This is a genomic window from Streptomyces triticagri, from assembly GCF_003429565.1.
Classification (GTDB): domain Bacteria; phylum Actinomycetota; class Actinomycetes; order Streptomycetales; family Streptomycetaceae; genus Streptomyces; species Streptomyces triticagri.
This window is the reverse complement of sequence record NZ_QUAK01000118.1, coordinates 1-12,536: the sequence shown is the minus strand read 5'-3', so window position 1 is coordinate 12,536 and position 12,536 is coordinate 1. Positions and strand designations below refer to the sequence as shown.

Here is a 12,536-nt window from a genome sequence, read left to right as displayed (position 1 = left end):
AGCGCTCCCTTCACAGGCCGGTCACAGGCCGGACATCTACGGCAGCGGGGTGCCGCCGGTGGCGTTCATGATCTCGGCGGTGATGAAGCTCGCCTGCTGGGAGGCGAGGAACACGAACGCCGGTGCCATTTCGGCGGGTTGGGCCGGCCGGCCGATCGGCGCCTGGCGGCCGAACTCGGTGGTGTCCGGGAGCGTGGCGGGAATCAGCGGCGTCCACACCGGACCGGGTGCCACCGCGTTCACCCGGATCCCGTCGTCGAGCAGCATCCGGGCGAGTCCCTGGGTGAAGGTGACGATGGCGCCCTTGGTCATCGCGTAGTCCAGCAGGTGCGGGCTCGGCTTGTAGGCCTGTACGGATGTGGTGTTGACGATCGATCCGCCGGGCGGCATGTGCGGTGTCGCGGCGCGGCAGAGCCAGAGCATGGCGTACAGGTTGGTGCGCATCACGGTGTCGAACTGCTCGGTGGTGACGGCCCGGATGCCGTCCGGCTGTGACATCTGATGGGCCGCGTTGTTCACCAGGACGTCGATCCGGCCGAATGCGCCGACGGCGCGCTCCACGACCTGATCGCACTGCTCCTCGTCACGGATGTCGCAGGCCACCGGCACGGCCTTGCGGCCGGCCTCCTCGACGAGGCGCGAGGTCTCGCGGGCCTCGGCCGACTCCTGAGAGAGGTGGGTGAAGAGCACGTCGGCGCCCTCGCGCGCGTAGGCGAGCGCCACCGCCCGGCCGATGCCGGAGTCGCCGCCCGTCACCACGGTCGCGCGGTCGTGGAGCAGTCCGCTGCCGCGGTAGGTCTGCTCGCCGTGGTCCGGCGGCGGATCCATGGGGCCGGTCCAGCCGGGAGGCTCCTGGTACTGGTCCGGGAAGTCGGGGCGGGGGTACCGGGTCGTCGGGTCCTCGGACCGTGGTGTGCCGTTCATCGGGTCCGTCCTCTTCGGCGGGCTGGGTGCGGCGTACTACTCGGGTGATCGAACGGCCGTTGGCGCGAGCGCAGTTCAGGGACGCAGCAGCGTCTTGATCATTCCGTCTTCCTTGTCCTGGAACATGCGGTACGCCTTCGGGCCGTCCTCGAGGGGCAGATGGTGGGTGGCGAAGCCGTCCACGCCGAGCGGATCGGCATCGGTGAGCAGAGGCAGCAGATCGTCCACCCAGCGGCGGACGTTGGCCTGCCCCATGCGCACCTGGACCTGTTTGTCGAACATGGTGAGCAGCGGCATCGGGTCGAGGGCGCCGCCGTAGACGCCGGACACGGACACGGTGCCGCCGCGCCGGACGATGTCGAAGGCCGCGTGCAGCGCGCCCAGCCTGTCGACGCCCGCCCGCTCCATGAGCTTCTCGGCCATCGCGTCGGGGAGCAGCCCGACTCCGCGCTGGGCCGCCTTGGCCAGCGTGGCGCCGTGCGCCTCCATGCCGACCGCGTCGATGACGGCGTCGGTGCCGCGGCCGTCGGTCAGGTCACGTATCACGTCACCCAGGTCCTTGCCGTGGCGGCGCAGGTCCAGGCACTTCACGCCGTCCTGGTGGGAGCGGCTGAGGCGTTCGGGTACCAGGTCGACGCCCACGACGAGGCTTGCGCCCCGGTGCAGAGCGATCCGCGCCGCCATCGCACCGATCGGCCCGAGCCCGAGGACGGTGACCGTGCCGTCCGGCGGGATGTCCGCGTACTCGACGGCCTGCCAGGCGGTGGGCAGTACGTCGGAGAGGAAGACGAAGCGGTCGTCGGCGGGCCCGTCCGGCACCTTGACCGGCAGCGTGTTCCCGAACGGCACCCGGAGCAACTCGGCCTGCCCGCCCGGCACTTGACCGTAGAGCTTGGTGTAGCCGAACAGCGCAGCGCCGGTACCGCGCTCCCTGACCTGGGTGGTCTCGCACTGGGAGTGGAGTCCGCGGTCGCACATGTAACAGTCGCCGCAGGAGATGTTGAAGGGCACGACGACCCGGTCACCGGGCCGGAGTCCGGTGACTTCGGGGCCGGCCTCCTCGACGATGCCCATCGCCTCGTGGCCCAGGATGTCGCCGGGGTCGATGTAGGGCCCCATGACCTCGTACAGGTGCAGGTCGGATCCGCAGATCCCGGTGGAAGTGACCCGTACGACGATGTCCGTCGGTTCCTCGATCCGGGGGTCGGCGACGGTCTCGACGCTCACGTCCCGCCTGCCCTGCCATGTCAGTGCACGCATGCCGGTCTCCTTCGTCATCCGCCCGGCGGCGGCCGCTCGGTGTCTCGGGGCTTCTTCCGGTCTCCGCTGCGGAGGCCACCCCACGGGTCTCCCGACGGGCCGGCGCTATGCATCGGCCGGTCGTTCGCCGTACGGGAGGTGTCAGGCGTTTGTCCGGCCGTCCCCGGGTGACCCGGTGCGGGTACGCGGCATCAGCGGCGGCGAGGTGGCGGGGGCAATGCGTGACCGGCGTCCGGGACCGTGCCGGACCGGTCGGTGCAGCACGTCGCACTATCGGAGGTGAGACATCATGGCGAGCGACAAGGCGGTCGTCCGCGCCCTGCTCGACGTCGCCGGAGAGACGTACGCCCATGAGGCGGGCATCCGCTCGGCCGACACCCCGCAGCCGCTCTACCGGACGCTCGTCCTGGCCTGTCTGCTCAGTGCCCGTATCCGGGCCTCGGTCGCGGTGGCCACCTCGCGCGCCCTGTACGACGCGGGGCTGCGCGGCCCGCGGCAGATGGCCGACGCCACCTGGCAGCAGCGCGTGGACGCACTCGGCCGGGGCGGATACCGGCGCTACGACGAACGGACGGCAACCCAACTCGGCGACGGGGCCCAGCTGTTGCTCGACTCCTGGGGCGGGGACCTGCGCCGGCTGCGCGACGAGGCGGACGGCGACAAGGCCGCGGTCGCCGAGCGTCTGCGCCGCGTCCCGGGGCTCGGCCCGACCGGGGTGGACATCTTCCTGCGCGAAGTGCAGGACGTATGGCCCGAGTACGCCCCCTACCTCGACGCGAAGACCTTGCAGGGTGCGGAACGTCTGGGTCTGCCCCGGGAGGTGTCCGCACTGACCGAAGCGGCCGGGGACACGCCCACCGGGGTATTCGCCGCGGCCCTGGTCCGCGCCGCCCTGGAGCGCTCGGTGGTCGAGGAGTGCCGGGAGCGGGCGGCCGGCCGGGCCTGATCCGCAGGGCACGACGACGCACGCCACCTGACACCACGCAGCCGCCCGTCACCGGGCGTGACGCTCCACACTGCGGAACGGCCGCAACAAGCGGACGGTGGGAAGAGAGAGAAACCGTGGGAGCGAGAAGACAACCGAGGAGTGACTTCTCCATGCCCGTCGAGACCTCAGGACCGCGGGTGCGCCGCACCCACGACGACACCCCCGACACTGCAGCGGCCTTCCGGCATGCCGCCGGGCTCGGACGAGGCCCCGAGCGGGACTTGCTGTACGAGCAGCTGGTGCGCGACTGGCTTCCGATGGCGCACCGGATCGCCGCCAAGTTCCGCGACCGGGGCGAGAACATGGACGATCTGCGCCAGGTCGCGGCGGTCGGTCTGGTCAAGGCCGTGCGACGTTACGACCCGGGGCGCGGACCGTTCATCAGTTACGCCGTGCCGACGATCACCGGTGAGCTGCGCCGGCACTTCCGCGACCACACCTGGGACGTGCGGGTGCCCCGCCGGGTGCAGGAGCTGCGCAACACGGTGCGCCGCGCCCGCCGCGAGCTGATGCTCACGCCGGGGAGCCACGAGCCGACGACCGCGCAGCTGGCCGTGCACACCGGCCGCAGCGAGGACGAGGTGCGGCAGGGGCTCGACGCCCTGACCAGCTACCGCTCGCTGTCCCTGGACGCGGAGTCGGACGACGGCTTCAGCATCGCCGACACCCTCGGCGACGACGACGGCGGATTCGACCTCGTGGCGGACCGACAGGCCGCCAGGCAGGGGCTGCGCCACCTGCCGAAGCGCGAGAAGCGCGTGCTCTATCTGCGCTTCTTCGAGGACATGACGCAGAGCCGGATCGCCGAGGAGCTCGGCATCTCGCAGATGCATGTGTCCCGCCTGATCTCGCGGTCCTGCCGCCGCGTATGGGCCGAGGCGCTCGGCGAGTCCGGGACGGACGGCGCGGCCCCTGCCGAGACCGAAACCGGGACCGAGGCGGCCGCGAGCAGGGCGTGACCCGACCCGACCGGGGTACTCGGCGGCCATGACTGTCCACGACGCTTTCGACGCCCCCGTCCGGCACACGGCCGGCGCACTGCCCACCGCGGCCGAACCTTCCATCGGCATGCTGCCGTTCCTGCTGCTCGGCATCGCCATCGCCGGCGCCCTGATCTGGGCGGTCTGGCTCGGGATGCGGATACGGCGGCGGGAGCCGCGTCCGCCGAAGCCGGAGGAGCAGCCGACGCTGCCGCGGGACGGTCCGGTGCGCGAGACGTCGACGACCCGCGAGGCCGACGACTTCGACGCCGACGACGAGCACCGCCGTCTCCCCCACGAGATGAAGGGCTACGGCAACATCGGCAGCCGCCCCACATCGGGCCGGCACCGCAACCGCAAGCGGGGCGGCTCCAGCGGAGCCTTCGGCAGCGGCGGCCACGGCACCTGAGTGCCGCGCCATCCGAGTGCCATCACGCAGGACGGAACATCCATGTTCGTACGCCAGTCGATACCCGCCGGGCCCGATGCCCGCACCGGGCCGGTGCGGCGACTGCCCGGTGTGTACGCGCCGCAGGACGACACCCGGCTCCTCCTGGAGGCCATGGAGCACGAGGGGGTCGTCCGGGGCACTCCGCTGCTCGACATGGGGTCCGGCAGCGGAACACTCGCGGTGGCCGCGGCTCGTCTCGGTGCCGAGGTGACAGCGGTGGATCTGGCCTGGAGCGCCGTCCTGACGACGCGGTTCAATGCCCGCCTGGCCCGGGTGCGGGTACGGACCCGGCACGGAGACCTGTTCGCCGCCGTACGCGGCGAGCGCTACCGGATGGTCGTCTGCAATCCGCCCATGTGCCGTCCGGTGGCCGGCCGCCGTCGCAGCACCGCGCCGCCTTCGCCTGGGACGCGGGGCGCGACGGCCGGGCGGTGCTCGACCGGGTCTGCGCCGGGGCACCGGATGCGCTCGTACCGGGCGGCGTGCTGCTGCTCGTCCAGTCGGCCCTTGCGCGCCCGGGCGCCTCGCTCGACCGGTTGCGGTCGGCCGGTCTGGACGCGGAGATCGACGGGCATGCGCGGATTCCGCTCGGCCCTGTGCTGCGCAAACGGCGCGACTGGCTGGCGGCGCGCGGGCTGCTGGCGGACGGGACCGCTCGGGCCGGTCGGCGGACGGGTCCGGCGGTCACCGAGGAACTGGTGGTGATCCGTGCACAGCGGCCGTGATGCGATCACCGGATCCGATCGGGTGCGTACGACCCGCAGGGTGTGGGCGGAGGAGGACGGCCCGCTGCTCGTGGAGGGGCCCGTCGAGTTCCGCCTGGCGGACGGCACGAGCGTGGTGTCCGACCGCTTCGTGGTGGCGGTGTGCACCTGTCGCCGCAGTGCGGCCTATCCGTGGTGCGACACGACGCATCGGCATCTGCAGCGCAGGCAGGACGCCGACTCCGGCCGGACGGAGGGGAGTTGAGCCGTGCCCCAGATCCCTGGCAGGCAGCCGGGCCCACCGCTCCCCACCCCTCGCGGACCGCTCTCCCGGGCCGTCCTGCACGCCCTGCGAACCTCGGGAATGCCCGGCGGGACGGAAGCCGCGGGAGAAGCGACGGACCCCTGGGGCGAGGACCTGCAGCTGGCCCTGTACATGCTGTACGAACTGCACTACCGGGGATTCGAAGCGGTCGACGAGGAGCTGGAGTGGAGCCCGGAGCTGCTGACACTGCGCCGCGCCCTGGAGCACCGATACCTCGCCGCGCTGCGGGCCTCCGTACCGGCGGCGGACATGACGCAGGCGCTCGACGGTCTCCTCGACGAGCCGGCCCGTGGGGAGCCCCCGAGCCTGAGTGACCATCTCGCCCGGCACGGCACCCTCGCCGATCTGCGCGAGTACGCGGCCATGCGCTCCCTCTACCACCTCAAAGAGGCCGACCCGCATGCCTGGGTCATCCCCCGGCTCACCGGTACGGCCAAGGCCGCGATGGTCGCCGTGGAGTTCGACGAGTTCGGTGCGGGCCGCGCAGAGGACATTCACGCCCGGCTCTTCGCGGACCTGATGGAGGACCTGGGCCTCGACTCCACCTACGGCCGCTATCTGGAGCAGGCGCCGGCCACCATGCTGGCGAGCGTCAACCTGATGTCCCTCTTCGGGCTGCACCGGTCGCTGCGCGGCGCACTGGCCGGCCACTTCGCCCATGTCGAGACGACGTCCTCGCCGGCCTCGCGCCGGCTCGCCGCGGCCCTGCGCCGGGTGGGCGCAGGAGCAGCCGCCGTCCGGTTCTACGCCGAGCATGTCGAGGCCGACGCGGTACACGAGCAGGTCGTACGGCACCAGGTGGTCGGTGGGCTGCTCGAGGAGGAGCCGGAGCTGGCCGCCGACGTCGCCTTCGGGATCGGGGCGACCGCGCTGGTCGAGGACCGGTTCGCCGAGCGGACACTGAGTCACTGGCAGGAGGGCGGGAGCGCGCTGCGCGGCCCCGTCCTTCCGGTGTGATTCACCCACCACGTCACGGGTACCCGGCTTCCCGTACACCGGACGCACCGTGCCGCACGGGGCGTCCGTCACCGCACGGAAGGGGCAGACCCAGATGCCTGCCGGATCGAACGCCAAGCGAGAGCGCCAGTACGAGTACATCAAGGAGGGGGCCGAGAAGCGCGGCACCTCCGAGCGTCGCGCGAAGGAGATCGCCGCGCGCACGGTCAACAAGGAGCGCGCCCGTACCGGCGAGTCCCGCAGCGCGAGCCGCACGTCCACCAAGGACCCGAAGTCCGCTCCGGAACGCGGCGGGCGACGCTCGCACTCGGGAGCCGAGGGTCCCACCAAGGACCAGCTGTACGCCGAGGCCCGGAAGAAGAACGTCGAAGGGCGCTCCGGAATGAACAAGCAGGAGCTGCGCCGCGCGCTCGGCTACTGACCGACGGAGAGCCGACGCGTGCGGCGGGCCGCAGGGGTCGGCGCACGAAGGAGCCATGGACACGATGACCAGCCAGAAGGACGTCCTGAAAGCGAAGCTCGCCCGGCTGAAGGCCGCGAAGAAGAAGACGGACGGCGAGGCGCTCGGACGCGAGCGCCTCAGGGACGAGGGCCGCCGCGAGGGAGAGGCCGCGCGCAGCGCGGAGGAGCGCGCGAAGTCCGCGCGCCGGGAGTCCCGCGGGCGGTGACAGACCGATGTGCCGCCCGGCCCGCAGGAAAGGAGCCCTCTATGGCTGCCGATCGCCGAACCGGTGCTGACGACAACGAGGTTGGGCCCGTCCCGCACGACCCGCCCGATCAGCAGGCCGGCACCGAGCAGAACGGTGAGGACCCCTGGGAAGTGGACATCCCCGAGCCCGACGGCCGGGGCTCCGATGCGCCGCAGGAGGACGACGTACCCGAGACCGACGAGGCCGGCACGGCCCGCCGCGGCTCGCGACCTGCCACCGAGGCTCCACCGGCCAACCCGGAACCCGACGAGTCACCGGGCTGACCGCCGGTCGGTCTCAGTCGGCGCCCGCCTCCTGCACGGCCACGCGGACCGTGTCGATGCGGCCGTCCGCCGCGTCCGGGACGAGCATGCCCGCACGCACACCCGTACGCAGGTAGTCGAGGACCGCCCCGTCTAGTCGCTCACCCGGCAGGGCTGCCGGGATCCCGGGCGGGTAGGGGGTGAGCATCTCGGCACAGACCCGTCCGGCCGCCTGTTCCACCGGAATCCGCTCGACCTGCCCGAAGTAGGCGTCCCGCGGCAGCATCACCTGTGGCAGCCGGAGTTCGCCCGGATCGGGGACGGCGATGTGCGGTGCGGTGGGCAGCGAGTTCGCGTGCGCTGCGAGGTCGCGCAGTCCCGCGATCAGCCGGTCCGTGGTGCCGGCGTCGTCGGCGTGCGTGATCTGGGCGTTGATGCGCCGGTGGTCACTGGTGTGCAGGTTGATGCGATGCTGCCGGCGCATCCAGTCCGCCGCGTCGTAGCCGCTGAACGGCAGGTCCTGGAGATCGACGAAGATCTGCAGCGGGTCGAGATCGTGGGCGCGTCCCGGGCCGCAGAAGTCCGCTCGGTCCTCCACGTGCAGACCGTCGATCTCCTCGACTGTGCGTCGGACGCGCTCTGCCGTTGCCAGGGCACGGTCCATCAACCGGCGGCCCTGTTGGACCATCTGGCGACGCCAGCCGTCCAGGGCCGCGTAGACGAGGACGGACGGACTGGTGGTACCGAGCAGATCGGCCCGGGAGGCCAGGGTGTCGGCGGTGACAAGGTCTCCCTGCAGGTGGAACACCGAGCCCTGCTCGAGGCCCGAACCCATCTTGTGCACGGACGTCACGCAGACATCGGCGCCGGCGTCCATGGCCCAGGTGGGAAGATCCGGGTGGAAGGGAAGATGTGCACCCCAGGCCTCGTCGACGATCAGCGGCAGGCCTCGGTCGTGACACGCTCGCGCGACCGCTGCGATATCGGCGCAGGCGCCGTACGGAGTGGGGCTGGTGAGGAGGGCACCCCGAGCATCCGGATGGGCCTCGAACTCGGCGCGGTACGCCTCGGCGGACGGCGGGTGGGCCAGATGCCGGTCGGTGTCCCACTGGGGTTCGACCCATACAGGATGGATGCCGGCGAGGATCAGCCCGGACACCACGGACTTGTGGACGTCGCGTCCGACGAGCAGCTTCTCGTGCGGTCCGGCGACGGCGAGCATCGCGGCCTTGACCGACAGCGAACTGCCGCAGGTGGAGAAGAAGGTGTGCTCGGCGCGCACCGCGTCGGCCATCAACTCCTCGGCCCGGGCGAGGACTTGTCCGGCCAGCGTACGGTCGTCGAGTCCGGCCACCGCGAGCACGTCCGCGGCGAACACGGCCTCGCCGAGCACCTCCACCACCCGGGGATCCGCGCCACGGCCCTGCTTGTGTCCGGGCGGGGTGAAGGGCAGGTGCCCCTGCCTGTGGTAGGCCGTCAGCGCTTCGAGTACCGGCGCCCTCGAATGATCCATTCTGTGCCGGTTCCCGGCACGGCGCGGGCGAAAACTCCAGGGGTGATCCGTCCGGCTGCCGGGACACTCGATCGCCGCGGATGCCCGCCGCCGTCCTGGGTACTCGGTGCCATGCACCTGCCCGTGCGCATGCAGCCGACCGCGCCGCGAGGAACCGAGGGAGGGTGACGACCATGACCGGCACCGAGACCCTCCGTGTGGGGCGGCGGTCCGTGGAAGTGCATCGGACCGGCAAGGCGCTGCTCCCGGGGGACGGCGGTGGCGCCGTGACCAAGGGCGAACTCGTCGCGTACCACCGGCGGATCGCGCCGTACATGCTGCCGCATCTGCGTGACCGGCCGCTGATGCTGGAGCGGCATCCGGACGGCACCGACGGACCGCGCTTCATGCAGAAGAACACACCCGACCACTACCCGGAGTGGATCACCCGGGTCGAGGTGCCCAAGGAGGGCGGCACGGTCCTGCACACCGTCTGCGACTCCACCGCCACCTTGGTGTTCCTGGCCGATCAGGCCTGCATCACACTGCATCGCTGGGAGTCCCGCACCGACCGGCCCGACCACCCGGACCGCCTCGTCTTCGACCTGGACCCGCCCGACGGTGCGGACTTCGGCACGGTGCGGCGGGCCGCCCTGCAGGTGCGTGAGCTGCTCGACGAGGCAGGCCTGCCGTGCGCGGCGATGACCACGGGATCGCGCGGACTGCATGTCCTGGTGCCGCTCGACCGGCGCACCGGTTTCGACGGCGTACGCGCCTTCGCAGGGGAGATCGCGGAGAGCCTGGCAGCAGCCCACCCGGACGAACTGACCACCGCCGCACGCAAGAAGGAGCGCGGTGCACGCCTCTATCTGGACATCCAGCGCAACGCGTACGCGCAGACGTCGGTCGCTCCCTACTCGGTGCGTGCGAAACCCGGCGGCCCGGTGGCAGCCCCGGTGTCCTGGGAGCAGCTCGACGACCCGGCGCTCACCTCACGCCGCTGGACCGTCACGGACGCACTCGACCAGGCACGTACCGAGCCGTGGGCCGGGCTGCTCGGCCGGGGCCGTTCCCTGGACGCGGCCCGCCGCAGACTGCGGCGCAAGAACCGGACGCGGTGAGCCGGGACTCGGCGCTGTTTGCCGCGGCCCGGCCGGGGGACCCGGTCCGCGTGTTCGCGAACGACTCGGCGTACGCGTGCACGACAGGAAGGAAGCACCGATGAACTGCTACGACTGTCACCGGGCCGGCACCGTCACACCGGCCGTGGCCGTATGCACCTACTGCGGAGCAGGGGTCTGTCCCGGGCATCTCCACGAGGGGCCGCGTGAGGTGCATGAGGTGACCGGTACGGGGACCGCCGCCCGCCCCGACCCGGCCCGCCGGCTCACCTGCAAGCTCTGTCACGCCGCCGAGCTCAGCTGAGCAGGCCCGGTGGGCCGTCCCGACCCGCCTCCGCTGGCGCGCCGCCCCGGACACGGGCAGCGTGGAGACAACAACCTGGACCGATGGGTGAGGTGACCATGACGTCTTCAGCAGCTGCGCCCCGCGTGGTCGTGGGCGTGGACGGATCTTCCTCTTCGTACGCTGCTGTGCGCTGGGCCGTCCGGCAGGCCGAACTGATCGGCGGTGCGGTGGACGTCGTGTATGCCTGGGACACGCCTTCGGCAGTGGGCTGGGCCGGGCCCGCCGTGGACCCGACCTTCGATCTCGAGCAGGCGCGGGAGCAGTTCGCGGCGGAACTGCGGGCGGCACTGGCGGACCCTCCTCCGGTGGAGGTGCGCGAGCATCTCGTCGAGGGCGACCCCTCCGACGTACTGATCCGGGCCGCCGAGGACGCCGAGCTGCTGGTGGTCGGGCGCCGCGGCCGGGGCGCCTTCACCCGAGCCCTGTTGGGCTCGGTCAGTCAGCGCTGCGCCCAGCACGCCTCGTGCCCGGTCGTCGTGGTGCGTCCGGATCACGAACCCGAGGGCTGAGGAGCGCACTGGCGCGGGATACGCACGGCGTCGTCTCGGGGCGTGTCAGACGGTGCCCCAGATCTCGTCGCAGATCTCCACGACCACCTCGCCCGCGCCGGGGTCCGCGTCGGTCGCGGGCCGCACCCGGGCACCGACGTAGACGCGCTGCGGGTCGGTGCCGATCACCCGGCAGCGGTACACGAAGCCTTCGGGGAAGCGGACGAGCGATTCGTTGCGCGCCACGGAGGTGTAGCGGTGCACGACGTGCGACTCGACCACCACGCCTTCTCCCGTGCTGCGTTCGGCGTCCAGGTCGCTGGAGGCGCACACCGGACAGAGCAGTCGTCGGAAGGACGGAGTGGCGCACCAGCGGCAGCGCTGGAAGATGAGTCCGGTTTCGTCCTGCGCCGTCGGCGCGGCGCCGGCTTTCGTCTGGGACACGTCTCGACTCCCCTGCACTCGGCCCGGATTGCGCGACGCCCACTGCATCGCCGCGCAAGCACCATATGGCACTCAGTGCCAGGACGTAAAGGTACCGGGTGCCACTTCGTTCCGTCAGTTCTCCGACAGGGTCGACTCGATGCTCTGGATGACCCGCCACATCGGGGCGTTGCGCGGCGCGACCATCACGATCACCTCGCCGTCCGCACCGTCGCCAACCCCCTTGCGCAGCACGCCCGTTCCGGATCCGGACGGCCCCACTCCGTCGCCGTTCGCCGCATCGGCCCACACGTCCCGGACGAACGACAGCGCCCGGTCGACCTCGGCCTCCGGATCCTCCTCACCGCCCGAACGCAGCCAGGAGCGCAGGCCGTTGTTGTGCGCGGCGACCACCGCGGCAGCGATCACCTCGGCGCGCAGCGAGCCGTCCGGGGCGTCCGCGAACCGGCGGCGCAGATAGCCGGCGAGGGCGCGTTCATAGCGCCGGACCACGGAGAGTTCGTACGTCCTGAGGCCCGGGACCTCCCGGGTGAGGCGGTAGCGCTGCACCGAGAAGTCCGGATTCGCGGTGTACATCCGCAGCACGATGCGGGCCGCGTCGCAGACCGCGGCCACCGGATCGTCACCCGGATTGGCCTTCAGGAAGGCGGTCATGTCGTCCAGGCAGCGGTCGTGGTCGGGGAAGACCGCGTCCTCCTTCGACGGGAAGTAGCGGAAGAACGAGCGCCGGCCCACCCCGGCCCGCGCCACGATGTCGTCGACCGTCGTCTGCTCGTACCCGCGCTCCGTGAAGAGCTCGAACGCGGCTTGCGCGAGCGCCTCCCGCATGGGCAGTTTGACCGGTTCGGCACCTGCCTTTCCGACGCCCGTCCCACGCCGTCTGCGCACCTCAGTCATGCCGGGACCGTAGCACCGGAAGCAGGGTTTTGGCACTGGGTACCTTTACACAGGGTACTGAGTGCCATAGCCTGATCCGGCGAGCCACTCGCACGAGGTGGGACCGTCCAGTGAGCAGGGAGTACCGGCGTGAGCTTGAGGATCGTTGTCTGTGTGAAGTATGTGCCGGACGCCACCGGTGACCGTCAGTTCGCGGATGATCTGACG

Annotated in this window: 16 protein-coding genes and 1 pseudogene; 12 read left to right on the top strand and 5 right to left on the bottom strand. The window is 71.6% G+C overall.

The window, feature by feature from the left end; genetic code table 11:
- Positions 1 to 36 precede the first annotated feature (36 nt).
- Together DY218_RS21640 and DY218_RS21635 are read right to left on the bottom strand one after the other, a co-directional pair.
- Positions 37 to 924, bottom strand: coding sequence for an SDR family oxidoreductase (locus DY218_RS21640; RefSeq protein WP_128557774.1), 888 nt, complete (start codon positions 922 to 924; stop codon positions 37 to 39).
- A gap of 75 nt (positions 925 to 999) precedes the next feature.
- A complete protein-coding gene (locus DY218_RS21635; RefSeq protein WP_128557773.1) occupies positions 1,000 to 2,184 on the bottom strand; it encodes an alcohol dehydrogenase catalytic domain-containing protein in 1,185 nt (394 codons plus the stop codon).
- Between the two features lie 289 nt (positions 2,185 to 2,473).
- Here DY218_RS21635 and DY218_RS21630 point away from each other — a divergent pair, with 289 nt between their 5' ends.
- From DY218_RS21630 to DY218_RS21590, 9 genes and pseudogenes are all read left to right on the top strand, one after another.
- Positions 2,474 to 3,130, top strand: coding sequence for an endonuclease (locus DY218_RS21630; protein WP_128557772.1), 657 nt, complete (start codon positions 2,474 to 2,476; stop codon positions 3,128 to 3,130).
- A gap of 152 nt (positions 3,131 to 3,282) precedes the next feature.
- On the top strand, positions 3,283 to 4,131 hold the full coding sequence (locus tag DY218_RS21625) for a SigB/SigF/SigG family RNA polymerase sigma factor (RefSeq protein WP_128557771.1): 849 nt from the start codon (positions 3,283 to 3,285) through the stop codon (positions 4,129 to 4,131).
- A gap of 28 nt (positions 4,132 to 4,159) precedes the next feature.
- The gene (locus DY218_RS21620; RefSeq protein WP_128557770.1) at positions 4,160 to 4,561 is read left to right on the top strand and encodes a DUF6479 family protein; all 402 of its coding nucleotides are present in this window, start codon (positions 4,160 to 4,162) and stop codon (positions 4,559 to 4,561) included.
- 42 nt (positions 4,562 to 4,603) lie between these two features.
- Positions 4,604 to 5,328 (top strand): annotated as a pseudogene (locus DY218_RS21615) (HemK2/MTQ2 family protein methyltransferase).
- The gene (locus tag DY218_RS21610; protein ID WP_407703670.1) at positions 5,312 to 5,572 is read left to right on the top strand and encodes a CDGSH iron-sulfur domain-containing protein; all 261 of its coding nucleotides are present in this window, start codon (positions 5,312 to 5,314) and stop codon (positions 5,570 to 5,572) included. Before DY218_RS21615 ends, DY218_RS21610 begins: the two are co-directional and overlap by 17 nt.
- 3 nt (positions 5,573 to 5,575) lie before the next feature.
- Positions 5,576 to 6,589, top strand: coding sequence for an iron-containing redox enzyme family protein (locus DY218_RS21605; RefSeq protein WP_233521776.1), 1,014 nt, complete (start codon positions 5,576 to 5,578; stop codon positions 6,587 to 6,589).
- 94 nt (positions 6,590 to 6,683) lie between these two features.
- Positions 6,684 to 7,010, top strand: coding sequence for a plasmid stabilization protein (locus DY218_RS21600; RefSeq protein WP_128557769.1), 327 nt, complete (start codon positions 6,684 to 6,686; stop codon positions 7,008 to 7,010).
- Positions 7,011 to 7,074: 64 nt separating this feature from the next.
- Positions 7,075 to 7,257: a hypothetical protein gene (locus DY218_RS21595; protein ID WP_128557768.1), complete on the top strand. Its 183-nt coding sequence runs from the start codon at positions 7,075 to 7,077 to the stop codon at positions 7,255 to 7,257.
- A 41-nt stretch (positions 7,258 to 7,298) separates the two neighbouring features.
- Positions 7,299 to 7,562, top strand: a complete 264-nt coding sequence (locus DY218_RS21590; RefSeq protein ID WP_128557767.1) for a hypothetical protein — start codon at positions 7,299 to 7,301, stop codon at positions 7,560 to 7,562.
- A 13-nt stretch (positions 7,563 to 7,575) separates the two neighbouring features.
- Here the strand turns inward: DY218_RS21590 and DY218_RS21585 are convergent, their stop codons facing one another.
- Positions 7,576 to 9,054, bottom strand: coding sequence for an aminotransferase class I/II-fold pyridoxal phosphate-dependent enzyme (locus DY218_RS21585; RefSeq protein WP_128557766.1), 1,479 nt, complete (start codon positions 9,052 to 9,054; stop codon positions 7,576 to 7,578).
- Positions 9,055 to 9,227: 173 nt separating this feature from the next.
- On the opposite strand from DY218_RS21585, the gene ligD reads away from it, so the two are divergent.
- From ligD to DY218_RS21570, 3 genes are all read left to right on the top strand, one after another.
- The gene (gene ligD, locus DY218_RS21580) at positions 9,228 to 10,154 is read left to right on the top strand and encodes a non-homologous end-joining DNA ligase (protein WP_128557765.1); all 927 of its coding nucleotides are present in this window, start codon (positions 9,228 to 9,230) and stop codon (positions 10,152 to 10,154) included.
- A gap of 100 nt (positions 10,155 to 10,254) precedes the next feature.
- Positions 10,255 to 10,458: a DUF2180 family protein gene (locus tag DY218_RS21575; RefSeq protein WP_128557764.1), complete on the top strand. Its 204-nt coding sequence runs from the start codon at positions 10,255 to 10,257 to the stop codon at positions 10,456 to 10,458.
- Between the two features lie 83 nt (positions 10,459 to 10,541).
- The gene (locus DY218_RS21570) at positions 10,542 to 11,009 is read left to right on the top strand and encodes a universal stress protein (RefSeq protein ID WP_128557763.1); all 468 of its coding nucleotides are present in this window, start codon (positions 10,542 to 10,544) and stop codon (positions 11,007 to 11,009) included.
- Positions 11,010 to 11,054: 45 nt separating this feature from the next.
- Here DY218_RS21570 and DY218_RS21565 read toward each other — a convergent pair whose 3' ends face one another.
- Positions 11,055 to 11,432, bottom strand: a complete 378-nt coding sequence (locus DY218_RS21565; protein ID WP_233521775.1) for a Zn-ribbon domain-containing OB-fold protein — start codon at positions 11,430 to 11,432, stop codon at positions 11,055 to 11,057.
- Between the two features lie 114 nt (positions 11,433 to 11,546).
- Positions 11,547 to 12,260, bottom strand: coding sequence for a TetR family transcriptional regulator (locus tag DY218_RS21560; protein ID WP_128557815.1), 714 nt, complete (start codon positions 12,258 to 12,260; stop codon positions 11,547 to 11,549).
- Between the last annotated feature and the right edge of the window lie 276 nt (positions 12,261 to 12,536).